This is a genomic window from Sanguibacter sp. Z41_6 (genome assembly GCF_059621145.1).
On sequence record NZ_JCAQIF010000002.1, the window covers coordinates 532468 to 557130 of the forward strand.

Annotated in this window: 25 protein-coding genes; 9 read left to right on the forward strand and 16 right to left on the reverse strand. The window is 71.0% G+C overall.

What is annotated here, in order from left to right; genetic code table 11:
• The first annotated feature begins 22 nt into the window (after positions 1–22).
• Positions 23–1423: a hemolysin family protein gene (locus AC54T1_RS07425; protein ID WP_484344437.1), complete on the forward strand. Its 1401-nt coding sequence runs from the start codon at positions 23–25 to the stop codon at positions 1421–1423.
• Positions 1420–2487: a hemolysin family protein gene (locus AC54T1_RS07430; RefSeq protein WP_484344436.1), complete on the forward strand. Its 1068-nt coding sequence runs from the start codon at positions 1420–1422 to the stop codon at positions 2485–2487. The genes AC54T1_RS07425 and AC54T1_RS07430 overlap by 4 nt, the downstream gene beginning before the upstream one ends.
• Here the strand turns inward: AC54T1_RS07430 and AC54T1_RS07435 are convergent.
• Complete coding sequence (locus tag AC54T1_RS07435) at positions 2481–3437, reverse strand: oxidoreductase (RefSeq protein ID WP_496911540.1); 957 nt, start codon at positions 3435–3437, stop codon at positions 2481–2483. The genes AC54T1_RS07430 and AC54T1_RS07435 overlap by 7 nt on opposite strands.
• A gap of 111 nt (positions 3438–3548) precedes the next feature.
• Between AC54T1_RS07435 and AC54T1_RS07440 the strand changes: the two genes are divergently transcribed.
• From AC54T1_RS07440 to AC54T1_RS07455, 4 genes are all read left to right on the forward strand, one after another.
• Positions 3549–3902: a VOC family protein gene (locus AC54T1_RS07440; RefSeq protein ID WP_484344434.1), complete on the forward strand. Its 354-nt coding sequence runs from the start codon at positions 3549–3551 to the stop codon at positions 3900–3902.
• A gap of 160 nt (positions 3903–4062) precedes the next feature.
• Positions 4063–4650, forward strand: a complete 588-nt coding sequence (locus AC54T1_RS07445) for a PilZ domain-containing protein (protein WP_496911541.1) — start codon at positions 4063–4065, stop codon at positions 4648–4650.
• A gap of 62 nt (positions 4651–4712) precedes the next feature.
• A complete protein-coding gene (locus AC54T1_RS07450; protein WP_496911542.1) occupies positions 4713–5774 on the forward strand; it encodes an ATP-dependent DNA ligase in 1062 nt (353 codons plus the stop codon).
• A 214-nt stretch (positions 5775–5988) separates the two neighbouring features.
• Complete coding sequence (locus AC54T1_RS07455) at positions 5989–8076, forward strand: endo-1,4-beta-xylanase (RefSeq protein WP_496911543.1); 2088 nt, start codon at positions 5989–5991, stop codon at positions 8074–8076.
• A gap of 129 nt (positions 8077–8205) precedes the next feature.
• Here AC54T1_RS07455 and AC54T1_RS07460 read toward each other — a convergent pair whose 3' ends face one another.
• The 5 genes from AC54T1_RS07460 to AC54T1_RS07480 all read right to left on the reverse strand — a co-directional run bounded on the left by AC54T1_RS07460 (position 8206) and on the right by AC54T1_RS07480 (position 13692).
• Positions 8206–8598 carry a VOC family protein gene (locus AC54T1_RS07460; RefSeq protein ID WP_496911544.1) on the reverse strand — a complete coding sequence of 131 codons (393 nt, stop codon included), beginning with the start codon at positions 8596–8598 and terminating at the stop codon, positions 8206–8208.
• A 66-nt stretch (positions 8599–8664) separates the two neighbouring features.
• Positions 8665–9687 (reverse strand): non-homologous end-joining DNA ligase, encoded by a 1023-nt coding sequence (gene ligD, locus AC54T1_RS07465; protein ID WP_496911545.1) that lies wholly within the window; start codon positions 9685–9687, stop codon positions 8665–8667.
• Positions 9688–9700: 13 nt separating this feature from the next.
• Positions 9701–12250, reverse strand: coding sequence for an ATP-dependent helicase HrpB (gene hrpB / locus AC54T1_RS07470; protein ID WP_496911546.1), 2550 nt, complete (start codon positions 12248–12250; stop codon positions 9701–9703).
• Positions 12251–12269: 19 nt separating this feature from the next.
• The gene (locus tag AC54T1_RS07475) at positions 12270–13106 is read right to left on the reverse strand and encodes a PKD domain-containing protein (protein WP_496911547.1); all 837 of its coding nucleotides are present in this window, start codon (positions 13104–13106) and stop codon (positions 12270–12272) included.
• Between the two features lie 4 nt (positions 13107–13110).
• Entirely contained in the window at positions 13111–13692 is a 582-nt protein-coding gene (locus tag AC54T1_RS07480; protein ID WP_496911548.1) for a DUF6318 family protein, read from the reverse strand.
• A 93-nt stretch (positions 13693–13785) separates the two neighbouring features.
• On the opposite strand from AC54T1_RS07480, the gene AC54T1_RS07485 reads away from it, so the two are divergent.
• Both AC54T1_RS07485 and AC54T1_RS07490 read left to right on the forward strand, forming a co-directional pair.
• Positions 13786–14457, forward strand: coding sequence for a DUF1294 domain-containing protein (locus tag AC54T1_RS07485; RefSeq protein WP_496911549.1), 672 nt, complete (start codon positions 13786–13788; stop codon positions 14455–14457).
• Between the two features lie 190 nt (positions 14458–14647).
• Positions 14648–15247 (forward strand): hypothetical protein, encoded by a 600-nt coding sequence (locus tag AC54T1_RS07490; RefSeq protein ID WP_496911550.1) that lies wholly within the window; start codon positions 14648–14650, stop codon positions 15245–15247.
• 56 nt (positions 15248–15303) lie between these two features.
• Here AC54T1_RS07490 and AC54T1_RS07495 read toward each other — a convergent pair whose 3' ends face one another.
• The 9 genes from AC54T1_RS07495 to AC54T1_RS07535 form a co-directional block, all read right to left on the reverse strand.
• Positions 15304–15831 (reverse strand): DUF4240 domain-containing protein, encoded by a 528-nt coding sequence (locus tag AC54T1_RS07495; protein ID WP_496911551.1) that lies wholly within the window; start codon positions 15829–15831, stop codon positions 15304–15306.
• A gap of 96 nt (positions 15832–15927) precedes the next feature.
• Positions 15928–17523, reverse strand: a complete 1596-nt coding sequence (locus AC54T1_RS07500) for an ABC-F family ATP-binding cassette domain-containing protein (RefSeq protein ID WP_496911552.1) — start codon at positions 17521–17523, stop codon at positions 15928–15930.
• A gap of 94 nt (positions 17524–17617) precedes the next feature.
• Positions 17618–18265: a hypothetical protein gene (locus tag AC54T1_RS07505; protein ID WP_496911553.1), complete on the reverse strand. Its 648-nt coding sequence runs from the start codon at positions 18263–18265 to the stop codon at positions 17618–17620.
• Between the two features lie 48 nt (positions 18266–18313).
• A complete protein-coding gene (locus tag AC54T1_RS07510) occupies positions 18314–18853 on the reverse strand; it encodes a TetR/AcrR family transcriptional regulator (RefSeq protein WP_484344420.1) in 540 nt (179 codons plus the stop codon).
• Between the two features lie 29 nt (positions 18854–18882).
• Positions 18883–19701, reverse strand: coding sequence for an oxidoreductase (locus AC54T1_RS07515; RefSeq protein ID WP_484344419.1), 819 nt, complete (start codon positions 19699–19701; stop codon positions 18883–18885).
• A 90-nt stretch (positions 19702–19791) separates the two neighbouring features.
• On the reverse strand, positions 19792–20742 hold the full coding sequence (locus AC54T1_RS07520) for an SRPBCC family protein (protein ID WP_496911554.1): 951 nt from the start codon (positions 20740–20742) through the stop codon (positions 19792–19794).
• Positions 20739–20987, reverse strand: a complete 249-nt coding sequence (locus AC54T1_RS07525) for a hypothetical protein (RefSeq protein WP_484344417.1) — start codon at positions 20985–20987, stop codon at positions 20739–20741. Before AC54T1_RS07525 ends, AC54T1_RS07520 begins: the two co-directional genes overlap by 4 nt.
• 95 nt (positions 20988–21082) lie before the next feature.
• On the reverse strand, positions 21083–22267 hold the full coding sequence (locus AC54T1_RS07530; RefSeq protein ID WP_496911555.1) for a GDSL-type esterase/lipase family protein: 1185 nt from the start codon (positions 22265–22267) through the stop codon (positions 21083–21085).
• A gap of 161 nt (positions 22268–22428) precedes the next feature.
• Complete coding sequence (locus AC54T1_RS07535; RefSeq protein WP_496911556.1) at positions 22429–23385, reverse strand: SDR family NAD(P)-dependent oxidoreductase; 957 nt, start codon at positions 23383–23385, stop codon at positions 22429–22431.
• Positions 23386–23462: 77 nt separating this feature from the next.
• On the opposite strand from AC54T1_RS07535, the gene AC54T1_RS07540 reads away from it, so the two are divergent.
• Positions 23463–24008: a TetR/AcrR family transcriptional regulator gene (locus AC54T1_RS07540; RefSeq protein ID WP_496911557.1), complete on the forward strand. Its 546-nt coding sequence runs from the start codon at positions 23463–23465 to the stop codon at positions 24006–24008.
• Between the two features lie 24 nt (positions 24009–24032).
• Here AC54T1_RS07540 and AC54T1_RS07545 read toward each other — a convergent pair whose 3' ends face one another.
• Positions 24033–24638, reverse strand: a complete 606-nt coding sequence (locus AC54T1_RS07545) for a class I SAM-dependent methyltransferase (protein WP_496911558.1) — start codon at positions 24636–24638, stop codon at positions 24033–24035.
• Between the last annotated feature and the right edge of the window lie 25 nt (positions 24639–24663).

Genomic DNA, 24663 nt, shown 5'->3' on the forward strand with positions numbered 1-24663 from the left:
TCGGTCACGAGGGGGCACTCCGTTGAACGAATGGATCCTTCTCGGGATCGGCCTCGTCCTCACCATCGGCACCGGCCTCTTCGTGGCTTCCGAGTTCGCGCTCGTCAACCTCGACCGCAGCGACCTCGAGGCGCGTCAGGAACGCGGCGAGAAGCGTCTCGGACGCACCATCGCCGCCCTGCGCATCACCTCGACGCACCTGTCCGGCGCGCAGCTGGGCATCACCCTCACCACACTCCTCACCGGGTACACCTTCGAGCCGGCTGTCAGCGCACTCCTGCGCGCGCCCCTCGAAGCCACCGGTCTGCCGGACGGGGCACTGACCGCCGTCGGGAGCGTCCTCGGTATCCTCGTCGCGACCCTCTTCTCCATGGTCATCGGTGAGCTCGTCCCCAAGAACTTCGCCCTGGCGCTGCCGCTCGCGACCGCCAAGGCCGTCGTCCCCTTCCAGACCCTCTTCACCACCGTGTTCAAGCCGGTGATCCTGCTGTTCAACAACACGGCGAACGCGATCATCCGCAGCCTGGGCATCGACCCCAAGGAGGAGCTCTCCGGGGCGCGGTCGGCCGAGGAGCTCAGCTCGCTCGTGCGCCGCTCGGCGCTCAAGGGCATGCTCGACGAGGACCACGCCGTCCTCCTCAGCAGGGTGCTGCGGTTCTCCGCGCACGACGCCTCGGAGGTCATGACCCCCCGCGTGCTCATGACCACCGTGCACGCCGACGACACGGCACAGACGATCATCGACCTCGCGACCTCCACCGGCTTCTCCCGGTTCCCGGTCGTCGGAGAGGACGTCGACCACCTCATCGGCGTCGTGCACGTCAAGCACGCGTTCGCGATCCCCCTCGACGAACGCGAGTCCGTCCTCGCCGAGGAGCTCAAGGTCGACCCGCCCTACGTGCCGGAGTCGATGCGCGTCGACACCCTGCTCGTGCTCCTGCGCCGCAGCGGGTTCCAGATCGCGATCACCACGGACGAGTACGGCGGCACCGCGGGCCTCGTCACCCTCGAGGACCTCGTCGAGGAGATCGTCGGAGAGCTCGAGGACGAGCACGACCGCACCCGGGTCGGGGTCCTGCGCACCGGACGGTCCGTGTCCTTCCAGGGCAGCCTGCGCCCCGACGAGCTCCTCGAGCGCGCCGACGTCCACGTCCCCGACGACGGCGACTACGAGACCGTCGCCGGATACGTCGTCGAGTGCCTCGACCGCATGCCCGAGGTCGGGGACGAGGTCGAGGTCGAGGGCGGCGTCATCCGGGTGGAGCGGATGGACGGCGCCCGCGTGGACCGCCTGCGGTTCATCCCCCACCTGCCCGCCCCGGAGGCGCCCGACGCCGCAGCGGCTGCGGCCACCGGTGCCGCCGCCGAGCGGACAGCGAAGCACGACGCGGTCGTCGACCGGATCAGCGAGGACATCTCATGAGCGAGTATCTGCCAGGGCTCCTGTGGCTCGTCGTCCTGCTGGCCGTCAACGCGTTCTTCGTCGGCGCCGAGTTCGCCGTCATCTCGGCGCGGCGCTCCCAGATCGAGCCACGCGCCGAGCAGGGCAGCAAGGCTGCCAAGACGACCCTGTGGGCGATGGAGCACGCCACGCTCATGCTCGCCACGAGCCAGCTGGGCATCACCATCTGCTCACTGCTCATCCTCCTCGTCGCCGAGCCGGCGATCCACCACCTCCTCGAGATCCCGCTCGCCGCGACCAGCCTGTCCGAGGATGCGATCAGCGTCATCGCGTTCGCTGCGGCGCTCATCCTCGTGACGTTCCTGCACGTCGTCCTCGGCGAGATGGTGCCCAAGAACCTGTCGTTCTCGGTGCCGGACCGTGCAGCGCTCATCCTCGCGCCGCCGCTCGTGCTCGTCGGGCGCGTGTTCAAGCCCGTGATCTTCACGCTCAACGCTCTCGCCAACGGCGTCCTTCGCCTGTTCCGCGTGGAGCCCAAGGACGAGGCGACGAGCACGTACACGCTCGACGAGGTGGCGAACATCGTCGAGCAGTCCACCCGTCAGGGCGTCCTGGACGACACCTCGGGGACGCTCTCGGCGGCGTTCGAGTTCACCGCGAAGCGGGTGCTCGACGTCGAGGTGCCGATCGACGACATGGTCGTCCTGCCCGCGGGCGCCACACCCGCGGACGTCCAGCACGCCGTCTCCGAGCACGGCTACTCCCGGTACATCGTCAGTGACGAGTCAGGCGCACCCACCGGCTACCTGCACCTCAAGGACGTGCTGAGCCTGTCCTCCCCGGAGAAGTTCACGGCGCCCGTCCCGACGAAGCGGATCCGCCGGCTCGCCGCCGTGTACCGCGAGTCCGAGCTCGAGGACGCCCTGGCGACGATGCGTCGGTCGGGCTCGCACGTCGCGCGATCGTTCGACGCGCAGGGCCGCACGACCGGCGTGCTGTTCCTCGAGGACATCCTCGAGGAGCTCATCGGCGAGGTCACCGACGCCACCACGGTCCTCGACGAGCAGGCGGCTGCCGCTCAGTAGTGCACCCCGGTGAGCTCCTCGCTCACCGCCCACAGGCGCGCGGCCATGACGTCGTCACGTGCGCGGGCCGACGGCGTCTCACGCGTCGTCGGCCCGTTCTGCATCGCACCCGACGGACCGAAGTACTCGCCGCCCACGACGTCGGGCATCGTCGCCGCGTAGAGCGTCGGCAGGGCGCCCGCCGCGTCGGTCTGCGAGATCCTGCGCTCCGCGAGCCGGAACGCACCCGCCATCAACCGTGAGACGAGCGAGCGCGACTCGACGCTCGCGGAGAGGTTCGTCGCCGCGAGGCCCGGCTGCGACGCGACGGCCGCGATCGTCTCGTCGTGCGCCCGCAACCGGCGGTCCAGCTCACGGGTGAACAGGAGATTCGCGAGCTTGCTCTGCCCGTACGCCCGCCACGCGCCGTAGCGTCGCTCCCCCTGGAGGTCGTCGAGGTCGATGCGGCCGAACCGGTGGGCGCTGCTCGTCACCGTGACGACCCGTGCCGCCGGCGGACGCCGCAACGCAGGAAGCAGCAGACCCGTGAGCGCGAAGTGACCGAGGTGGTTCGTGCCGAGCTGCATCTCGAACCCGTCGGCCGTGCGCGAGTGCGGCACGGCCATGACGCCCGCGTTGTTGACGAGCACGTCGAGCGGCCCCTCCCACGCGCTGGCGAACTCCCGGACCGAGGCGAGATCTGCGAGATCGAGCCGGGCGAGCTCCACGGCGTCGGACCCCGTCACGCGTCGCACGCGGTCGGCCGCCGCACGCCCACGAGCGGCATCACGGCAGGCCATTGTCACCTCGGCACCGTGGGCCGCGAGCGCGAGCGACGTCTGGAGACCGATGCCGCTGTTGGCTCCGGTGACCACGACCCGCCTGCCGTCCAGAGGAGGGATGTCGTCGGCAGACCAGGCGCTGGACTCGGACGCGTGCGGCTCGGACTGGGACGAGCTGGTGGTGTTCATGGGACCTCCGCAGACAGTCCGGCCAGCGTACGACCGTGCCCGGGCACGTGCCTGCGCACAGATACGCGTGGGGGGCTGGCGTCGGAGGAAGCCGCGCGGCAGGATCAGGGAATGATCGCTCGCCTGAACTCCGTCGTCCTCGACGCCGCCGACACCGAGACTCTCGCGCGGTTCTACGAGGCGTTCCTCGGCTTCTCCCGGATGCGCCAGGACGGGGACTGGATCGACCTCGACTCCGGCCAGGGGTGGAAGCTCTCGTTCCAGCACGCGCCGGACCACGTGCCCCCGCAGTGGCCGGACCCGGCCCGTCCCCAGCAGTTCCACCTCGATCTCGAGGTCGAGGACATCGACGCTGCTGAAGAGCGCGTCCTGGCGCTCGGGGCACGGCACCTGTCGAGCGCGGAGGAGGGGTTCCGCGTCTACGCGGACCCGGCCGGGCATCCCTTCTGCCTGGTCCTGCCGTGAACCAGCGTTCGCGGGCTGCTAATCCCGGGAGGACGGTGGCCGATGGCATGGACATGACGACTGTGCGCCCTGGGGGCAGCTCGTGACGCGGTGGGCCACGCCCCCGGTCGGGCACCAGGTGGAGGTCGCTACCTCCGCGGACCGTTCCTACACCACGTGGGTGGACCGGACCGACGGGTACAGCATCAGCGTCTTCACACCGCACGACGTCCTGCTGAGCGACCTCCCGGCCCCGGGGGCGCCGGTGACGGTGCGCTGGCACAGTGCCCGTGGTCGCCACAGCATCGGGTCGGTGTTCCTGGGCCGTCGCACCGACGGGGGCCTGCAGTGGGACCTCGAGACGGACGGCCAGGTGAGCATCACCCAGGACCGCCGGTACGTGCGGGGCGGCGGCGGGGAACCGGTGAGCGTCACGCGGACCGCCCGCCCCGGGGCCGACGCCGAGGAGGCGCCCGTCGACGCGCCTGAGCCGCACACGGTGCACGGCACCGTCGCCGACGTCAGCGAGCGCGGCGCACGCCTGCAGCTCCCCTCGCCCGACCTCCTCCCCCAGGACACGGTGTCGCTGCAGATCGTTCTCGGCGGTGAGACGTTCGACCTCGAAGGTCACGTGCTGCGCCTGCTGCCGCAGATCGAGGGGTACCCCGCCGAGGTCGTCGTCGTGTACGAGCCGTCCGAGGCCGTCGCGCAGCGCATCCGCAGCTACGTGCTGCAGAGCCAGATGCGCAACCGCCAGGTCCGGGACTGACACGGCCGACCGTCCGGGGTGCTGACGCGCCGGCGCCGGACAGGTACGGCAGGATCGGCTGCATGGACCCCGTGCTCGTCTCGCCCGCATCCCCGGTCTCCCCCATGCTCGCCAAGGCGGTGCCCGCGGTCCCGGAGCCGGACGCGGTCGACGGGGGTCTGCTGTACGAGCCGAAGTGGGACGGTTTCCGCGCGATCGTCTACTACGACGGCGAGTCGGTCGAGATCGGCAGCCGTGGGTCGAAGATGCTCACCCGGTACTTCCCTGAGCTCGTCGAGGCGCTCGCCCGCCTGCTGCCGGGCCCGTGCGTGGTCGACGGCGAGATCGTCCTGCGCAGCGGCGAGCCGGGAGCCGAGCGGCTCGACTGGGACGCTCTGTCCCAACGCATCCATCCGGCTGCCAGCCGGGTGCGGACCCTCGCGAGCCGGACCCCGGCGTCGTTCGTCGCGTTCGACCTGCTGGCCCGCGGGGACGAGTCGATGCTCGACGCCCCGTTGCGGGAGCGCCGCGCCGCGTTGGAGGGCCTGCTGGCCGGGGTCGGCGCCCCGGTCCACCTGAGCCAGACGACGCACGACGTCGATGTCGCGCGTCGTTGGCTCGTGGAGTTCGAGGGCGCCGGGCTGGACGGCGTCGTCGCGAAGCCCCTCGAGGCGCCGTACGCGCCGGGCAAGCGCGTCATGCTCAAGATCAAGCACCACCGCACGGCGGACCTCGTCGTCCTGGGCTACCGCGTGCACGCGAGGGGGCGCGGCGTGGGTTCTCTTCTGCTCGGGCTGTACGACGCCGACGGTGGGCTGCGCAACGTCGGTGGCGCGTCAGCCTTTACGGACAAGCGCAGGCTCGAGCTCGTCGAGGAGCTCGAGCCGTTCGTCCTGCGCGACGAGGACGGCGAGGTCGTCGCGGCGGAGACCGAACGCAGCCGCTTCTCCTCGGGCCGGAGCACGGCGTTCGTGCCGCTGCGCCCGGAGCGTGTCGTGGAGGTGCGGTACGACCAGATGGAGGGTGACCGGTTGCGGCACACCGCACAGTTCCTGCGGTGGCGGCCCGACCGCGACGCGCGGTCCTGCACCTACGAGCAGCTTGAGACTCCCGTCGCCTACGACCTCGACCGGGTGCTCGCGTAGCCCGGCATTTCGGCCAGCGCCCCTTGACCCCCGCTGCTGGTGCGCCCTAGGGTGATATGACACGCAATGACAACGTTTGCAACGAAGCACGCGTTGCGCTGACCCGGGCTGCGCAGGGCCGCGCACCAGGGAGATCACCGGAGGAATCCTTGTGTCCGATCGACAACGAGCCACACCGACCGAGCCCGGCCGCGAGCGTGCACCTCGTGCCGTCATGACAGCCCTGCTCGCGGGGATGGTCGCACTCACCACCGTGGGGGCCGGCAGCCAGGTCGTCGCGGCCGCTGAGCCAGCCCTCCCGCCCAGCGGGCAGACGTTCGAGCACTACCCGGCGATGAAGGACGCCTACAAGGACTACTTCTCGTTCGGCATCTTCGGCCGAGGCGAGATGGACGGCCTGATCTACAACTACGCGTCCTACACCCCGGGAAACGAGATGAAGCCCGAGAGCACCCAACGGGACAAGGGCGTGTTCACCTTCGACGCCGCGGACGCGGCCCTCGACCTGCACGCGGCGGAGAACCCGGACCTGCTCTTCTACGGGCACACCCTGGCATGGCACTCCCAGACACCCACGTGGATGTGGGACGCGCCCCCGGCCAGGTTCGGCCAACCGGGCACGTTCGACCGCACCGTGGCGCTGGACAACCTCAACACCCACGTCGAGACCGTGCTCGAACGCTACGGGAGCCGCCTCGTGGCCATCGACGTCGTGAACGAGGCGGTGGGCACCGCGGACCCCGCCGACTGGCGAGGCTCGCTGGCCAAGGGCGAGGGCTGGTACCAGGCGTTGGGCGCTGACTGGGTGGAGCTCGCCTTCCTGCGGGCCGCCGAGGTGGTCGACGCCAACGGATGGGACGTGAAGCTCGTCTACAACGACTTCGGGCTCGATTCCCCGGCCAAGGCGCGCGTCGTCTACGAGATGGTCAAGGACATCAACGAGCGCTACGCCGGCGTGCGACCCGACGGCAAGCCGCTCATCGAGGTGATCGGCATGCAGGGCCACTACAACCTGTCGACCGACGCCGAGGCCGTCGAGGAGAACATCAAGCTCTTCGCGACGCTCGAGGGCATCGAGATCAACATCACGGAGATGGACATCGGCGTGCCTCCCGGTGAGCTGACGCCCGCCGCCGAGAACAACCAGGGCATGAAGTACGCCGAGCTGTTCGAGATCTACCGCGACTACGCTGCCGGGCCGGCCAACACGACGAGCAACCCGCACGTGATCACCGCGGTGAAGCTGGCAGGCGTGCGCGACGTCCAGACCGGGTGGCGGGGTGGCGAGTTCGCCATGCCGTACGACTACGACGGTCGGGCGAAGCTCGCGCTGCTGGGCATCTTGTACCCCTCGGAGTTCCTCGCCACGCACGAGTACGTCGAGGTGCCGGGCGCCGGCGACGAGCACGAGCCGGTTCCCGGGATCCACGTCTTCCACACCTCGGCCGGGGACGCCTGGACCGGCGCGAACATCATCCTGGGCGACGACGCATCGGTGTGGCCGTGGTCCACGACGGATGACGAGGAGGTGGCCTTCCGGCCCGAGCCGGACGCGACCTACCGACTGACCGTCAACGTCACCGCACAGGGAACGACGGCGTTCCGGGTGCGGTGGCTCGGCGACAACACCAACGGCGGCTACACGAGCGCGGACGGCGCGGCGGTGAACGACCACCCGTACTCGGCCGACCAGGTCGCCACGACCATCCCCGCGTACTTCAACAACGGCATGGTCAACATGGGCACCTACGACCTCGTCACGGAGATCACGCTCGACGGGTCGCAGCCGGCCGACGGGCTCATCGGCAACATCGGCATCCGTGGCGGCGGCGGAGGCAGCGCGTACACGATCAACCGCATCGCGGTGGAGAAGGTGACCGACGACGGTGACGAGCAGCTCGTGAGCTGGCCGGGCGAGGCCGTAGCGCCCGAGGAGCCCGGCACACCTGCTGACCCCGGTACTCCCGGCGAGCCCGGGGAGCCCGGTACACCTGGCGGACCGGGTGAGCCCGGTGGACCTGGTGTGCCCGACACCACAGGGCCGGACGGTGTTGACGGCACCAACGGCGGGAACGGCCTCGACGTCACCGACAGTCGCGGGACCGCGAGCGGTGCTGGCGGCGCGGAACGTGCCAGTGACGCGTCAGCGGCCGGTGGCCGCTCGGACGACCTCCCGCTGACGGGGTCCGCGGTCTCGGGGCTGGTGCTCGCAGGCGGGCTGCTCCTGCTGGTCGGTACCGCGGCCGTGGTCGTCTCCCGCCGGCGCCGCGGCGATACCCAGGCACTGCTCGGCGACGCGTAGTCCCGCGCAGTCGCTCCACTCGGACGCCCGCCGCCCACCAGGGTCGGTGGGCGTCCGAGCGCAACCCAGGGCCCTCATCTGCACTGCCACACCGCCCGGCCGCAGCCGGGGCCTCTCCTGGGCCTGGGCTCAGGAGAGGTCAGCGACGATCTCGACCTTGAACCCGGCGGCATTCTCGAGCCAGCCCGCATAGTGGTCTGTTCCACCCGCGTGCGGGTAACGATCCGCATAGAGCGGCTGCCAGCCATGCGCGGGCGCGTCGTGCATCATCGTGTCGACCGCGGCCTCGGTGCTCGCCATGAAGGCGATGTGGTTCACTCCTGCGCGGCGTCGATCGTGCGTGGAGGATGACAGGTTCGGTGACGTCGTGAGCGTGAGGTACGCACCGCCGGCACTCCAGGACTGCCCGCCGGGCCACTCGCCATCCAGAGCGAATCCCAACCTCCTCAGAAGCCAGCCCCACTCCGCTCGCGCCTGCTCGGCATCCGCGATCCACACCTCGACATGATGAAATCCCGCCACCTGACGAGTCTGTCACCCGAGCCCGGCTGCACGTGAGGAGACATGCCCCGGTGGTGCGGACGCGGGCTAGTCGTGCTTGCGCGCCCGGCTGGGCTGCACGCGCGGCGGCTCCCCCGGCATCTTCGGGTAGTCCGGTGGGAACGGCAGCTCGCCGAGGCCGTTCGCGCAGTCTCGCTCCCACCAACGAAGCAGCTCGTCGATCGTCCCGGCGTGGTCGTGCATCCGCGCCCACGGGTCACCCGTCGTCCGCAGGCGGTCCGGCACGGTCTCGATGGTGAACGTCGTCGGGTCCGCGGTCTCGAGCTCGTCCCACGTGAGGGGGCAGGACACGGAGGCGTGCGGGAGCGCACGCGGGCTGTACGCCCCGGCCATCGTGCGGTCGCGGTTGGCCTGGTTGTAGTCGAGGAAGATCCGGGTACCGCGCTCCTCCTTCCACCACTTCGTCGTGACCTTCTCCGGCATCCGGCGCTCCAGCTCCCGGACGGCGGCGATGACCGCGTGGCGCACGTCGAGGAACTCGTGGACGGGCTCGATCGGTGCGAACACGTGCAGCCCGCGGTTGCCTGACGTCTTGACGAACGCCTCGAGGCCGACCTCCTCCAGGACGCTCCGCAGCTCGACGGCGACAGGTACGGCGTCGTCGAAGTCGGTTCCGGGCTGGGGGTCGAGGTCGATGCGCAGCTGGTCAGGGTTGTCGGAGTCGTCTGCCCGCGAGGGCCACGGGTGGAACACGACGGTGTTCATCTGCACCGCCCACACCGCGGCGGCGGGCTCGTCGATGACGAGCTGCGGGTGAGACCGGGCGCTCGGGTAGACGACGGGCACCGAACGGACGTACTCCGGGGCGCCGCGTGGCGGGTTCTTCGAGAAGAACTGCTCCCCGTCGATCCCGCCCGGGAAGCGCTGCAGGGACAGCGGCCGGTCGCCGTTCGCGGCGACGAACGCCTCCCCGACCTCGATCATGTACCGCGCGAGGTCGAGCTTCGTGATCCCGCGGTCCGGCCACAGCACGCGGCTGGGGCTCGAGATCCGCACCTCGCGCTCACCGTGGGGTCCGGGCACGGGCAGGACGGTCGCTTCGCTGGCCATGGGACCAACGTACTCACGCGCCGCCGGGCCGCCACAGGGCCGGGTCCTCGGGCCACGCGTGCTTCGGGTACCGGCGCCGCAGCTCACCGCGCACCTGCGTGTACCCGGTCGCCCAGAACGACCGCAGGTCCGCCGTCACCGCGACGGGACGGCGCGCCGGCGAGAGCAGGTGCAGCAGGACGGGCACCCGTCCGTCCGCGAGCGCCGGGGCGGCCGACCACCCGAACGCCTCCTGGACACGGAGGGCGAGCACGGGCTGGTCCCCGGAGTAGTCGACGCGTGCTGGCCGACCGTTGGGGACCGGGAGGTGCTCCGGGGCGAGCTGGTCGAGCCGGCCTGCCTCGGGCCACGGCAGGAGGCGGCGCAGCGCGGCGAGGACGTCGATGCGCTCGAGGTCGCGTGCGCGGCGGATGCGGGCGAGGTCGTCACCGAGCCAGGTGTCGAGGTCGGCAAGGAGTGCGGCATCCGAGACGTCGGGCCACGGTGCGCCCATCGCGCAGTGCAGGAACGCCATGCGCTGGCGGAGGCGGACCGCGCCGTCTCGCCAGGGCAGCGCGGCGAGGCCGTCGCGCTCGAGGCCGTCACGGACGGCCGCGACGATCCGGTCCCGCGGCGGGGTCGCGAGGTTCTCGGAGGTGAGCGGGATGGCGCCGAGCGACGTCGTGCGGCGGGCGACGACGCGCCCGTCGGACCAGGAGACGTCGTCGTCCTCGCGCAGCGCGGACCCGGCGGCGAGGAGAGCGAGGTCCTCGTCGAGGGGGGCGGCGCTGCGGATCGTCGCGTCGCGGCGCCCGGCGGTCCGGTCAGCATCTGCGACGGCGAGCCAGTCGTAGCCGCTGAGCGGGGACCCGGGCGCGAGGGCGGCGCCCGTCCCGGACACCATGAGGTAGGTCGTGCCGCCCGGGCGACGCCGAGCGATCCGGTCGGGGTGCGCGAGGGCGACGACGAGCCCGACCGTGAGGTCGTCCGAGAGCTCCCCGGCGCCCCGAGGGGTGCCTGCGGATGGGCCGGTACGACCGCGCCCGCCGGACCCAGCGGTGCGTGGGTTCGTGCTGCGCGGGACGGCTCGGCGCAGGCGGTCGACCTGCGCGGCCCAGGTCGCGGCGTCACGCCCTCCCCGGCGCAGGGTGCGCAGGTCCGCGCCGAGGTCGCCACCCGGGCTGCGCGCGTCGTCGGACAGCATCGCGACGACCTCGGCGGCGCGGCGCGGACCGACGGCGTCTGCGCCGTCGAGGAGGGCGCGCGCGTGGCGGGGATCGGCGGGGACCGCGGCGATGTCCCGGCCGCGCGGGGTGACGGTGCCGTCCGGTCGGACGGCGCCGAGCCCGACGAGCGTCTGCCGCGCGACCGTCATCGCCGCCTGGGGCGGCGGGTCCATGAGCGCGAGCCCCGCGCCGTCAGGGCTGCCCCAGCAGGCGAGCTCGAGAGCGAAGGCTGTGAGATCGGCGGTGGCGATCTCCGGCAGCGGGTGCGCCGACAGGCGCGCGTGGTCCTCGGGCGACCAGCACCGGTAGACGGCGCCCGGTCCTTCCCGCCCGGCGCGCCCGGCGCGCTGCTCCGCCGCGGCGCGGCTCACGCGGACCGTGACGAGACCGGCGAGACCGCGCCGGTGGTCCGCACGCGGCTCGCGCGAGAGCCCGGCATCCACGACGACGCGCACCCCGGGCACGGTGAGCGAGGACTCAGCGACGGCCGTCGAGACGACGACACGACGCCGCGGCCCGGCACGGAGGGCAAGATCCTGGTCGCGTGTGGGCAACCGCCCGTGCAGCGGCCGGACGTCAGCGTCGACGCCAGCGAGGCGCCGGGTGACGCCACCAACCTCCCCGGCACCGGGGACGAACACGAGGATGTCCCCCGTGCGCTCGTCAAGGGCACGGCGGACGGTGGCGGCGACGTGGTCGAGGAACGCGGGCGTGATCCCGCGGTCGTCCAGGGCGCTGATGCGCGGCGGTGGCGGGCACCACCGCGTCTCGACGTCGTGCAGGGCGCCGGGAACCTCGATGACGGGGGCCGGGCTGCCGCCACCGAGGAGCTCTGCTGTCCGGGTGGCCTCGACGGTCGCGGACATGGCCACGACGGCGAGGTCGTCGCGGAGGTTCGCCCGGACGTCGACGAGGAGGGCGAGGGTGAGGTCGGCGTCGAGCTGGCGCTCGTGCACCTCGTCGAGGACGACGGCGCCCACGCCGGGCAGCTCGGCGTCGCGCTGCAGGCGCCGGAGCAGGATCCCCGTGGTGACGACCTCGATGCGGGTGGCCGCGCTCGTCGCGGACTCGCCCCGGACGGTGCAGCCGACGGTCTGCCCGACCGGTTCGCCGAGGAGCTGCGCCAGTCGGCGGGCCGCAGCGCGGGCGGCGATGCGCCGCGGCTGGGTGACGATGACCCTGCCCGGGACGCCTGCGGCGAGGGCGGGTGGCACCAGCGTCGTCTTCCCGGTGCCGGGCGGTGCCTGCATGACGGCGACGCCGCGATCCCCGACGACCCGCACGAGCTCGGCCAGACCGGCGCGGACGGGCAGGTCCGGCGGGTCGGCGAGCAGCCGGGCGATGGGGTCGAGAGTCACGTCTGCATTCTGCCCGCTCTCAGGTGACGAGACCGTCGACGAGCTGGGACCTCAGCTCCGTGACCGACAGAGTCGGTGCGGTGGACGTGGTCGTCGCCGTGCCATCGATGTCCGTATATGTGGCTCCGCCGTCGACGGAGAACTCTCCTGCCCATGTGGTGGTGAGCGTGACGACGTAGTCCCCCGCCCGCGAGTAGGCGTGCGAGACGGTGTGGTCGGGGAAGGCGGCACCCGGGTCGGTCGTGACGAGCGGTGCGCTCCCGTCCGCGAAGTCCCAGGCATACTGCGTCGGCGTGGCGCGGACAAGGACCGGTTGCCCGAGGACGGTCGTGGGAAGCACCTGCGCGTCGCTGCTCGCATAGACGGCGACGACCATGTTCACCGGCAACCAGCCACCCTCCGGGCCCACCGAGATCGACGACGCTGCGAGCGGCAGCGAACGGAAGTCCGCCTCCGTCACGGTGATGGGTATGGCATCCGCGGCGCACGTGAAGACCGAAGCCAGCTCCGGGTCCGACCAGGTGCCATCCGGCTGACGGACGCTGAGGTCAGTGGGGTCGAACTGAAACTCCTGCTCGGCCGCGACACAGTCCTCCCGCTCCTGGATGCCCCGCATTCCACACTCGGCCATCCCGGAGTAGTCGCCGTCCCAGAATGTGTCGAAACCACAGCTCGAGGAGGAGAACGTGTAGTTCGACTCCGCTGCGGAGGAACCAACCGTGCCTCGCGGCGTCTGCTTCCACCACGCTTCGATCACCGCTTCGTCGTCAACGAGACCAGCGCTGGTCGTCGCCTCTTCATCGCCGAAGCCCAACGGCAGGAGCAAGGGGATCACGAACAGCGCACCGAGGTTCACGTCCTCAACTCTCTGTCGTCACTGCGCGCACGAGCCAGCCACCGGATTCGAAGGAGAGATACACAGATATCGCCAAGTCTTTGGCCTGGGCGTCTTCCAACACAGCACCCGTGCTGTCCTGACGCAAGAGTGGCGCCTGGGTCGCTGCGACAACTACGCGCCTTCGACCCGTGTCTGGCGCTGTCTCAACCGACGGGTCGAGCGCCCAGGTGATCGCCCCTCCCACATACGTGCTTCCAGCGCTTTCCTGCTCCTGGACCGCTGCAACCACCGCCACGCAGAAATCACACTCCGGATCGCTCATCTCCGACCATTGCCGAACGTCACGGGACTGGTAGGAGTAGGCGTACAACTCCAAGAAGTACTCCGCCGCCGCGCGCGCTCCCGCCTCGTCGTCGTTGGCCATGGCCGCCGGCTTCTCGGGGGGCTCGATGACCGGCGCCTCGCTCGGCTCCGTCGTCGGAATCGGGCTCGACGTGCTCGAGGTCGGTGCCGGTTCGGGTTCCTCGTCAGTTGTGCACCCGCCGACGACGAGGAGGCATCCGAGGAGAACGAGAGCGCCGCGCCGCGCGTCGAGCAGAGTCATGCGCCAGACCCTAGGGGGTAGAAAGCCACGAAAGCCATCCCGTCGCCGATCTGTGGACAAACGACCACCGCCTCCCGCCTGTACGCTCTGCGCGTGCCTCGACCCTCGACACTGAGCAGCGGGACCCTCGCCAGGTGGAACGACGACAGAGGCCTCGGCTTCATCCGCCCGGAGTCCGGCGGTCCTGACCTGTTCGTCCACGCCACCGCGTTTCCACGGACAGCAGCGCGCCCCTCGGTCGGCGCAGCCGTCGGGTTCGAGACCGGCGCCGGGCGCGACGGCCGCCCCGAGGCGATCCGCGCCCACCCTGCGGGAATGACACCCGGACGCCACCCAGCCGCACGCGAGCGGGCAGCGCGATCGTCGCGACCGTCGTCCCGTCCACGCATGGCGAGGTGGAGCATCCCGGCGATCGTCGTCGTGGGATTCGTCGTCAGCCAGGTGTGGTCCCTGCCTGCGTGGCTCGTCTGGTGGTACGTCGCGTGGAGCCTTGTCTACGCTGCCGCCTACGCCGCGGACAAGCGCGCGGCGATCAGCAGCAGGTGGCGGACGAGGGAGAGCACGCTCCTCATCCTCGGGCTGCTGGGCGGGTGGCCCGGTGCCGTCGTCGCTCAGGAGGTCCTGCGGCACAAGACGTCGAAGGTGAGCTTCCGTCGGGTGTTCTGGCTGACCGTCGTCGTCAACGTCCTCGCCCTCGCGCTCCTCTGTTCACCGGTGTCGGGTGGGGTCCTGGACCAGCCGACGGAGGTCGTGCACGCGCGGTGAGTCACCCGAGCATGAGCGCACCCGCCGGACGAGGCTGGCGCGCCGGTCGGGCGCCCCACCGCCTTTCACTGCGGGCCACTCCCCTACCTGGATGTCCGGTTTGACCTGTACTCTCACCGTGCTGCTCCGTTCGCGTGCGGAGCCGCGCCACTGATCAAGAACACCCACCAGGCCGAGGCGCGGGAGTGAGATGTACGGTCATCACCACCTTCGGCGCCGACCGCGTCGGTCCGCAGCTGCCCGAGCCGCCGTCCTGGTCGCGCTGGCAGCGGCGCTCGCCCTGACCGGGTGCGCGCAGGACGACGGTCGACGGATCGCCGCGCCCGGTGAGGAGGTCCTGTCCGAGGTCGAGAGCGTCGCCCGGTGGCTGCACAGGGAAATGCTCGCCGTGCGTTCCCGTGCCCCGGAGGCAACCGGGGAGCTGGCGGTGGAGGAGTTCGTCGGTGCCCGCCTGGCTGAGGAGAGTCAGTCGAGCTTTGACGACGACAGCATCACGGTCGTCGTGGCGATCGCGGTGGATGAGATCGAGCCGGACGGCTCCTACGGCGACGAGATCTTCGGGGCGTGCGTGCGGATCGTCGCGACGGTGGGCTCGCCGTACGGGACCGTCGGCGAGCGCGGGCACGTCACCACGGACGAGGTGACGTGCCCCGATGGGCTGACGCCGACCCGGCACGAGGAGACCGCCCAGATCGTCTCCGGTCTCACCAGCTATGCCGACGATGTCCCAATGCCCATCAAGGAGCCCGGAGCCTGCTTCGGCACGACGGGTGACTGCCCGGGCGGCTGACCGCGGACCTGCCCGCTGCATGAGCCGCACAGCACAGACGAGCGGCCCCGTCCCGGTCAGAGGAAGAGCGAGCTCAGGCGCGGGTAGCGGCGGCCGAGCGACTCCTCGTCCTCGTCGAAGGGCTCGCCCGTGGGCTCGGCCGACGTCACGGACGGCACGATGGCCGCGCCGGGTGCGCTGTAGATGTCCTGGCCGGTCTGCTGCTCGCATACCTCCGCCGCGACGTAGATGAACCCCTCGCCGTCGCCGATGCTCTCGTCCGCATCGCCTTCGAGGATCTCCGCGAGGGAGTCCGGGGCTGTCGCCGCTCGCCGATAGGCGTCCTGTCCCTGCGAGATGACCCAGTGCCGGAAGTCGATGAAGGAGTCGTCCGAGCACCCGCCGAGGATGACGTATGCCGCGCCCCAGAGGTCCCACGTGTACAGCTCGCTGGCGAGGCCGGACATCACTCCCCCGAAGGCGACGACGTCGCCCACGGGCATCGAGGTGAGCATCCCGCGGAGAGCCTCGACGTGCGCCTCGGGGTCACCGCCAGCGGTAGCGCGGGTCTCGTCGATGAGTGCCCAGAAGGTTGCCTCGTCCATGCGTGTCTCCTCGTGTCGGGTGCAGAGGCCATCATGCTGGGGACTGCCCCACCGCGCTTCCCGGGAACGGGACCCGGCACGCGCGCGGGCCGCTCGTCAGGCGACCCGCATCTCCACAGCGCCCGGCAGAGCGGCATCCGCCCCGAACACCAGGCGCCGGTTCGCGACCTTGTCCGCGAAGAACCTGTCGTGGCTCACGACGACGACCGCACCGGGGAAGTGCTGCAGGGCGCGCTCCATCACCTGGGTGCTGGACAGGTCGAGGTGGTTCGTGGGCTCGTCGAGCAGCAGCACGGACGCCCCGGAGAGCAGGCACTGTGCCATCGCGACGCGCGCCCGCTGCCCTCCCGAGAGGTTCCCGATCTTCTGCTTGAGGTCCGCGTCGGAGAACTGGAACATCGTGAGGAACCGGTTGACCGACTTGCGGGTGGCGGTGAGCGCGAGCGAGTCGGGCATGGAGTTCACGGCGTGGCTCACGGTGTCGGCGGGGTCGAGGTCGTCGAGCACGGCGTTGTAGGACACGACGTTGGTGCCCTTCGCCCAGACGACCTCCCCGGCGTCGGCCTGCTCCTCGCCGGTGAGCACGCGCAGCAGCGTCGTCTTGCCGCTGCCGTTGTGCCCGACGACGACGATCCGGTTGCCGCGCTTGATCTCGAACCCGAGGTCCACGAACAACGTCTTGTCCCCGTACGACTTCGTCAGGCCCTCGACGCGGCACAGGGAGTCCTTGACGTGCAGGCCGCCGTAGATCTCCGTGATGATCTGGTCCACGGGGCGTGGGGCACGGGCCTTCTTGATCTTCGCGAGCTGGTTGCCGAGCTTGCGGTTCGCGGCCTTGGCGGCCTCCCGGCGGTCGGCGATGCCCTCGGCCTCGAAGGCGAGGAGCTCGGACTCGTGGACGAACTGTGCGTCGAGGGTCTTGAGCCGGAACTGCTTCTGCACGACGTACTCGGCGAAGTTCCCGGCGTACTCGTGGAGGTGGAAGTTCTCGACCTCGATGATGCGGGTGACGACGGCGTCGAGGAACGCCCTGTCGTGGGACACGATGATCGCGGCCCCGCGGAAGTCGCGGAACCATGTCTCCAGCCACTCGACGCCGGCGACGTCGAGGAAGTTGGTCGGCTCGTCGAGGAGCAGGACGTCGGGGCGCTCGAGGACGATCTTGGCGAGCGCGGCACGGTTGCGCCAACCACCGGAGAGCGCATCGATGGGGCACGTGCGGTGTGCCTCGTCGAAGCCGAGGGTCGTCAGCGCCGTGTCGATGCGGCGCTCGTAGTCCCAGCCCTCGAGCCGCTCCATCTCCTCGAACAGTGCGGCCTGCCGGGTGATGAGCGCGTCGAGCGCCCTGGGGTCGGATGAGTCGGTGGCGATGGCGGCGTCGATGTCAGCGAGCTCGGCCTCCACGGCCTTGATGTCGGAGAACAGCTCATGGAGCACCTCGGTGATCGTGGCCGTGCCGTCGAGGGAGGAGAACTGCGAGAAGTACCCGACGCGGACGCCGTTCTCGAGCGTCACGGTGCCGTTGTCGGGCTCCACCTGACCGAGGACGAGCTTGAGGATCGTCGTCTTGCCCGACCCGTTCTTGCCGATGAGCCCGACGCGGTCACCGGGATCGAGCCGGAAGAACGCCTCCCGCAGGATCTGGGTGTTGTCGTACCGGACACTGACGTCGTGCAGCCTGATCAGGCTCATTCCTGCGGTCCTCTCGGGTGGATCTCCGTCGCTCAGGGTACGGCGCGGCACGTCGGAGGACGCAGCAGCCTGACATCCCGACGGGTCCGGACCACTAGCTCGGAGGAGGTGGAACGGGACCCTGGGTGCGCGGCGCGGACCGCGCGGCCTTGACGCCCGCAGTACGCATCGACAGGTCTGCGAGCGCAGAGATCGCCGTGGCGTCACCCGTGCGCCACCGCTGGACGACGTCAGGTCCCGCGGCGAGCACCGCACGCGGTGGTGCCTCGACGACGGCGCGGGCGGCGAGCAGCTCCCGTCCGTCGGGCCGCGCAGCGAGGGCGCGGACCTGTCGGGCACGTCGGATGAAGCGGATCCGGCCCGGCAGCCAGAAGAGGGCGACGAGCACGGAGGGGAACAGCGCGACGGCCAGGCCCGTGATGGTGCCGGCGGTCCGGACGAACTCCTGCTGGTCGCGGCCGGTCTGCGCGAGCTGTGCGCCCGCGCCGCTCGCGCTGTCGAAGGGCGCGCGGGCGTCGTCGCCGACGTAGGGCACCTCACCGAGGGCCTCGGCGGCGTCGATCATGTGCCCCTCGAAGGACGTGCCCGCGTCCTCGATCGTCACCCCGATCGCGGAGGTCCCGCTGATCATCGCGTCCGCGGCTCGCCCGAGGAGCACGAACACGACGATGAGACCGACGGCGAGGACGTCGGCGAGGAGCTGGCGGATGCGTGCGGTCGGGAGCGCCGAGTAGAGCTGCATCGGACCACTATGCAGTGTGCGCCCACTCGTGCACGTCCCGGTCCGCCGTCAGTGGGCGCGTATCCCCGCTAGGACGATCTCCAACCACCTGGTGCGGCTCGGCTCGTCGAGCGCGGTGGGCGCCGTGGTCATGATGAGGTAGATGTCATCGACGGTGGTGTCCGGGCGCAGGTGCCCGTCGGTCCGGGCCGCCTGCAGGAGGGTCTCGATCGCTGCCCGGCCCCGGTCCGCCTGGTCGCCCGCAGCGTTCTCGGCGCCGAGGCCGGCGGCAGCCGCCTTGAGCGCGAGGTTCTGCGCGGCTTCCGCCAGGAGATCGGTCAGCAGCGTGACGATCGCGGTCATCGCGTCGCCTGGTGCGGTGGCGGTCCGGGCGGCCTCCTCGGCGCGGGCGAGGATGTCCGCGGAGTGCTCGGCGAGGATCGCCTGGACGAGGTCCGTCTTCGTCGGGTAGTGCCGGTAGAGCGTCCCGACGGCGACGCCCGCAGCCCGCGCGATCTGCTCCATCGAGACGTCCTGGCCGTGCGCGGCGATCTGCTCGCGAGCGGCTGTCAGGATGCGTTGCTGGTTGCGCCGTGCATCCGCGCGCATCGCTCTCCCTCGTTCCCGGCGGATGTCGCCTACGTCATGCTTCCGAGGACGAGCCTATCGAAGGCGCGGTCCGGCAGGATCCGGCGGAGCGCGAGGACAGGACGGGCCATGTGGCCGGCCGCATAGCGGGTCCGTGGACGTGAGCGCGTCGCTGCTGCGGCGATGGTCTTCGCGATGACCGACGGGTCGGATGCGCGCTCCGCGAGGCGTCCGGTGAACGTCGCCGCCACCTCGTGCGCCGCCTGTGCGTAGGCGCCCTCCCCCGAGGTCTCCAGCAGTCGCTGGGCGGCGATGTCCCCCCACTCGGTCCGGACCGTCCCGGGCTCCACGACGACGACGTCGATCCCGAACCTCCGGAGCTCGATCCGGAGCACGTCGCTCATGCCTTCGACGGCGAACTTCGTGCCGTGGTACCACGCACCCAGCGGGGTGTGGATCTTGCCGCCGACGGAGGTGACGTTGATGATGCGTCCGCTCCCCTGGTGTCTCATGAGCGGGATGACGAGCCGGGCGAGGCGGATCACGCCGAAGACGTTGACGTCGAACTGTCTGCGGCCCTCCTCCAGTGGCACGTCCTCCACGGCCCCGTAGGACCCGTACCCGGCGTTGTTCACGAGCACGTCGAGCCGTGCGGCCTCCTGCTCGATGGTCGCGACGGTCGCGTGTGCTGACGCGCCGTCCGTGACGTCGAGCGCGATCGGCCTGATCCCGTGCGCTCGCAGGTCCTCCATCCGGTCGGTGCGCCGTGCGCCGGCGTAGACCGTGAGGCCCCGGTCCGCGAGCTCGAGCGCTGCGGCACGCCCGATCCCTGATGAAGCCCCCGTGACGAGTGCCACCTTCGTGGTCATGACGATCCCCTAACGTGAGTAACTGTTCACGTTAAGGATGAATGACCATTCACGTTATGGCAAGGGTTACCCTCGCGTCGTCGCGACGACTCAGCGGAAGCACCGGGAGACGCCGGCCACCTGCTGCATGAGGAGCTGACGGAAGAGGAAGCGCCCGAAGGGCCCGAGCGCACGCTGGACCATGCCTCGCACGCCCGTGCGCCGACGGACCTGGAGCGTGAGCTCGATCGCCGTGCTCCCGTCGGCCGCGGCAAGCTCCACGGTGTGCACCTGGGTGCGCGGGCGGCCCTGGCGGAGGAAGGTCATCTCCCACACGATGCGCGAATCCTCGATGCGTTCGACCTCCCGCAGCCGCGCGCGAGGGTCGCCGACCTCGTCGCCGTCCTCGCGAACGTGCCACAGGTCCCAGCGGTCCGTGCCCACCGGCTCGACGCGCTCGACCAAGCCGTCCCACTCGGGCCGGCGCGCGGGGTCGGCAAGAAGGGCCCACACCTCGTGGAGGGGTGCGGGGATGAACCCGTCGTGCCGGGACCACAACCACTCGCGCCCCGGCACCGCGCGGTCCGCTCTCCCGCCGACAGCGTGGTCGCCCTCAGCATGCGCCGCTGTCCGGACCTCGTCGCCGTCGATCCCCAGCCGCTCGAGCACAGAGAGCGCGAGCCCCGACGGCTCGTCGAGGACCGCGAGCAGGAGCGGAAGGTCGGTCGTGTAGTCGGACAGCCCGCGCAGGATCGCGAGCGCACGGGGCGACCAGTCGACGTCTCCCGTCGCGGCGTCGGTGATCGCACCCGGCTCGCTCACCGGCACAGCGATCCCCAGGCTGGCGACACGGTCCCGGTGCAGTCCTTCGACGGCATCGCGCGCGGCCGGGAGATCGACGCCAGCCTCCCGCAGCACACGGCCCGCAGGACCGTTGCTCACGACGAGGGCGAGCAGCACGTGGTCGACGTCGATCGCGGGGTGACCCCATCGCGAGGCCTCCTCCCGCGCCGTGATCGAGACCTGCTGGCTCAGGACCATCGCGCCCGTCAGCCTGCTCATGTTCTGTTCCTCCTGGGGACGTCGATGGATGGGTCGATCCGCTTGGCGTACTTCTTGTGCACGGCCTGGCGCGTGACACCGAGCGCGTCGGCGATCTCCTGCCAGCTCATGCCGGCCCGGAGCCCAGCCTCGACCTGGCGCAGCTCGAGGGACTCGGTGAGCAGTCGCAGGGACGCGACCGCACGCAGACCCGCGCGCGGGTCCGTGGTGTCCGCGGCGACGACAGCGACCTCGGGTGACGACATGGTGTCAACCTACGTTGCTCAACCACGACGAGCAACCTGGGTTGCTGAGGACGTCGAGACGTCGCCGGCGACCCACTCGCCGCGACCCCTCCGGCTCAGCGGTGCTCGGAGGCGAAGGGCCCACCGTCTCCGAAGGCGAAGCGGGCGAAGCGGTCCCCGATGCGCCGGTGCGCGGCGGCATCCGGGTGGAGCCCGTCCGGCAGGGGCAGCTCCTGCGCGTCGTCCGCACCGTACAGGTCCAGGCCGTCGAGGTACGACAAGCGCGTGTCGTCCGCCGTACGCTGCTCGACCACGCGCGCGAGCTCCTCCCGGATCACCGTCAGGGTGAGCCTGCCCGCTGCCCGCTCGGCCGGGTCGCCGGTCGCGCGGAACCGGACCTTGCCCTCAGCGAGCGCCGCTGTGTCGAACGCCGCTGGCCCCGGCGTGTCCTCGTGGATGCCGCAGTAGAGCGGCGAGACGACGACGACCGGCACGTGCGGGTGGCCGTCGCGGATCGTGTCGAGGAAGCCGTGCACGGCCGGGCCGAGCGCTCGCCGACGCATGACGTCGGCGTTGACGAGGTTGATGCCGATCTTCAGGCTGATGAGGTCGGCGGGGGCGTCGCGCATGGCGCGGGCGACGAACGGGTCGAGCAGCGCGCTGCCGCTGAACCCGAGATTGGTGAGCTCCGCTCCCCCGGCGGCCGCCGCCAGGGCGGGCCACGTGCCGGTCGGGTGCGTCGTGTTCGAACCCTGGCTGATCGAGCTGCCGTAGTGCAACCACCGCGGCCGGGACGACGGCGGCACGGGCGAGACGGGCGCGTCGGACCGCAGTGCGACGAGCTCGGTCGCCTCGTTGTAGGGCAGCCAGATCTCGACGTCCTTGGTGCCGTCCGGCAGGTCGACGAAGCGCAGCGTCGCATCCGGGCCGTCCGTGCGTGTCGCCGCACCGGTGACCATGTCGATGGTGACGAGGACGCCGCCCTCGGCGACAGCCTGGGCAACGAGCCGGCCGTCGACGAGGAGGTCGTAGACGCCCGGGGGGCGGGCGGGCGCGTTGGCATACCCCGTCCGGGTGGGCACGGTGTCCAGCTCGAGGACCGTCGCCGCAGTACGCAGTGCAAGGCGAACACCAGACGGGTGCGACTCGGCCATGAGCAGCTGCGGGTCGGGGCACTGCACCCGCGCCCACGCGGGCAACCGGTGCGGGCGCAGGCCGTGCTCGGTGCGTTCGAGCTCGAGCGCGCCTCGCACGAGGTCGGGGGTCACGGGCGTGGTGGTGAGCTCGGGTCGGACGGTCATGGTGTCAGTCTCCTGCCATGGCGCTCGGTGGTGCGAGCCGCAACGGCCTCGCGCCCTTCCCGACAAGCATGCTTCGTACGCGGATGTCACGCTCTAGGCCGTCATGTCGATCCAGGCCGCCACATCGCTCGTCCTGTCCGGTCGCGTCGTCGCCCGAGCGGTCAACGTCCTCGACTGAGGTCGTCGCTGGCGAGCCGCAGCAAGGTGTCGGTGCCACTCAGCTCAGCGAGGCGAGACCAGACCCGCGTCACGACCTCGGGAGCGGGAGATGCCGTGGCCGAGTCCGGCTGGACGCGCACCGGCTCCCCGCGCGCGCCGTCGGCTGGTGCGTAGTACTCGCCCCCGAGGGCGTGCGGGTCCGCGAGCGCGCGGACGCCTGACCACGCCGCGGTGTCCTTGCCCTGGGCCCAACGCGCATAAGGGTTGCGCCGGCGCGGCACCGACTCGTCGCGGATCCCAGGACGGCGTGGCGTCTTCGCGTCGACCGCGATGCCGGGGCGGGTGACGATCGACGCCAGCGGGAGACCTGCCGCTCGGAGGCGGCGATCGAGCTCGAACGCGAAGACCTCGGTGATCGTCTTCGCCTTCACGTACGCCCCGATAGCGGTGCGTGGCGTGCGGTCGACGTCAGCCACGCTCACGTGGAATCGCTGCACGTAGCTCGTCGACGCATGAACGATGCGGCACGGCCGCTCCCCTGTGCGTCCGCCGAGGAACGGAAGCATCTGTGCGACGAGCGCGGCGTTCGCCACCGCGTGCGCGCCGAGCATCAGGGGCAGTCCGTCCGCGGTGCGTGCTCTGCGGGAGAGCTGCATCGGACCGCCGTTGAGGAAGATCCCGTCCAGGCGCGGGAGCGCACCGAGCTCGTCGCCCGCCGCAGCAACCGACGCCAGGGACGTGAGATCGACGGTGACGTGGCGCGTGACCGCGCCGGGCGCGTGCTCGGCGATGACCTCGCTGGCCTGCTGCAGCTTCGCCGACGACCGTGAGACCAGCACGACCTCAGCACCCGCTGCGGCGAGCTGTTCGGCGGCGAAGTACCCGATGCCCGCGGTCGCGCCGGTGATCGCGTACACGCGGCCGCTCAGGTCGGGCAGCTGGCGCGGGTTCCAGGTCATGATCGCTCCAAGTGGATAGGTCGTCCGGTTACGCTAACACAACCGGAATCGCTATCCGATTCGCCTACGATGAGGTCATGGCCGCACTGAGATCCGACGCCGCTCGTTCCCGTGCCCGCATCCTCGAGGCGGCGCGCGGACGCCCGTCGGACAGCATCCGCCTCAACGACCTCGCCCGTGACACCGGCCTCGGCGTCGGAACCGTCTACCGACACTTCCCGACGGTGACCTCGCTGCTCGAGGCGCTCAATCTCGATGCTCTCGAAGAGCTCGTCGCGGCGGCACGTGAGGCTGCGCGGTCCCCTGGTGGCGGCGCGCCGTTCCTCGTCCTGGTCCGAAGGGTCGCCGAGGTGCAGCTGGCGCACGACGGCATGAAGGAGCTGCTCACCGCCGACAACGTCTCCCCCGAGGTGCGCGCGCTGCGCGAGGAGCTTCAGCGGTCCGCCGGTATCGCGCTCCAGGCCGCCATCCGCGAAGGGCTCGTGCGGCCGCAGATCTCGATCGAGCAGATCCTGCGACTCGTGTGCGGAGTCGAGTACGCGGTCCGTCTGGGACGCAGGCGCGACCAGGCGCTGCTGCTCGACGTCATGATCAGTGGCCTCGGTCGCCCCTCGGACCGCTAGAGCAACCGCTCGCGACGAGTTCGCTCATCCCGGGTTTCTGGTCGCGACGATCGCACCGTGCGGGCGGACACCAGGATCGGCGCGGGTGTGCGTCTCGGTCACGGCGAACCCGGCCTCCCCGACGAGAGTGCTGAGAGCATCGACGGGCCACCGGTACGCAGTGGTGATCACGTGCTCGAACGGCTCGAACGCCGGACCGTCGAAGAACCCGAGGACGAGCCCGCCCCCGGGACGGAGGGCTCGGGCGAACTCGACGAGCGCCGCCGCCACGTCGGCCGGCTCCGCATGGATGAGTGAGTACCAGGCGAGCACACCGCCCAGCGTCGCGTCAGGGACGTCGAGGTGATCGGCCCGGCCGGCACGGAACGTGACCGCCGGGTATGTCGCTCGCGCGTGAGCGACGAACTCTGGGGTCGGATCGATCCCGGTGACGTCTGTGCCGAGCTCGTGCAGGTAGGCGGCCCAGTGGCCGGGGCCGCACCCGACATCGAGCACCGGGCCGTCGAGGTCCTGCGCCCAGGAGCGCACGAGCTCACGGTCCGGTCGGGCGACCGCATCCATCCTGCCCAGACGCTCCGCGTACTCCGGTGCCCGTCGCCCGTACGCGCGCTGCACGTCCCGGAGGCTCACCGTGCCTCGTCGAGGGGAACGCGTT